Genomic DNA, 1,705 nt, shown 5'->3' with positions numbered 1-1,705 from the left:
GCCGGTGCGGTGCGGAGCTGCGGATCAGGTGATCGAACGCCCCCAGTGCGGCGGTCGAGCCGGCGCCCATGGCGATGATGATCTGCTTGTACGGCACCGTGGTGCAGTCGCCGGCGGCGAACACGCCCGGCACACTGGTCTGGCCGCGCTCGTCGATGACGATCTCGCCCCGGTTGCTGAGTTCCACCGTGCCGCGCAGCCACTCGGTGTTGGGCAGCAGGCCGATCTGCACGAAGATGCCTTCCAGCTCGACCCGGTGCGAATCGCCGCCGACGCGGTCGGTATAGACCAGGCCGTTGACCTTCTGGCCGTCGCCGAGCACTTCGGTGGTCTGCGCGTTGAGGATCACCTTCACATTGGGCAGGCTGTACAGCTTGTCCTGCAGCACCTGGTCGGCACGCAGCTTGCTGTCGAACTCGAACACGGTGACGTGGCTGACGATGCCGGCCAGGTCGATGGCCGCTTCCACGCCGGAGTTGCCGCCGCCGATCACCGCCACGCGCTTGCCCTTGAACAGCGGACCGTCACAGTGCGGGCAGTACGCCACGCCCTTGTTGCGGTACTGGTCCTCGCCCGGCACGTTCATCTGCCGCCAGCGGGCGCCGGTGGACAGGATCACCGTCTTGGATTTCAGCGAGGCACCGTTCTCCAGCTGGACTTCGACCAGACCATCGGCACCGGCCGGCACCAGTCCGGTGGCGCGCTGCAGGTTCATGATGTCCACCTCGTACTCGCGCACGTGGGCTTCCAGTGCGGCCGCCAGCTTGGGGCCCTCGGTGTGCTGCACCGAGATGAAGTTCTCGATCGCCAGGGTGTCCAGCACCTGTCCGCCGAAACGCTCGGCAGCGACACCGGTGCGGATGCCCTTGCGCGCGGCGTAGATCGCCGCGGCCGCGCCGGCCGGACCGCCGCCCACCACCAGCACGTCGAACGCGTCCTTGGCCTTGATCTTCTCGGCCTCGCGGGTTGCCGCGCCGGTGTCGAGCTTGGCGACGATCTGCTCCAGGCTCATGCGGCCGGAGTCGAACATCTGCCCGCCCTGGAACACCATCGGCACGGCCATCACCTGGCGCTGCTCCACTTCCTGCTGGAACGCCCCGCCCTCGATCACCGTGGTGCGGATCTTCGGGTTGACGATCGCCATCAGCGCCAGCGCCTGCACCACGTCCGGGCAGTTGTGGCAGGTCAGCGACATGTAGACCTCGAAATCGAACGCCTGATCGATGGCCTTGATGCTGTCGATCACGTCCTGCGCCACCTTCGGCGGATGGCCGCCGGTCCACAGCAGGGCCAGCACCAGCGATTCGAACTCGTGGCCCAGCGGCAGGCCGGCAAAACGCACGCCATGGTTCTCGCCTTCGCGGGCGATCACGAACGAGGGGGTGCGGGCATCGGTGCCGGTGGCATCGAGCGTGATCTTGCCGTTGCCGGCGGTGACGATGTCGTCCAGCAGGCCGCGCATGTCCTGGCTGGCGGCGCTGTCATCGAGCGAGGCGATCAGGCGCAGCGGTTGGCGCAGCAGGCCCATGTACTGCTGCAACTGGGTCTTGAGGGATTCATCAAGCACGGCGCAACTCCTTGGATCGGGGCAAAGCGGGGGGGAGGGCACGGTTGCGGGGCAACGTACCGGTTGAAGTAGGGGTGAACCGCACCGGGCTTTTCCGGCTGGCCTGCACGCCGCTGGCTGGCGTCAAACCCGGTGCGG

General features: G+C 67.4%; 1 protein-coding gene. It reads right to left on the bottom strand.

The genetic code is table 11. From position 1 onward, the window contains the following. Window positions 1–1,567 (bottom strand): alkyl hydroperoxide reductase subunit F (gene ahpF, locus JCM9942_RS15210; RefSeq protein ID WP_054660682.1); only part of this gene is annotated, 1,567 nt, incomplete at its 3' end. Window positions 1,568–1,705 lie beyond the last annotated feature (138 nt).

Source organism: Stenotrophomonas pictorum JCM 9942 (assembly GCF_001310775.1).
GTDB lineage: Bacteria > Pseudomonadota > Gammaproteobacteria > Xanthomonadales > Xanthomonadaceae > Stenotrophomonas > Stenotrophomonas pictorum.
The sequence above is the reverse complement of the archived record's forward strand: the minus strand, read 5'-3'. Positions and strand labels throughout refer to the sequence as shown.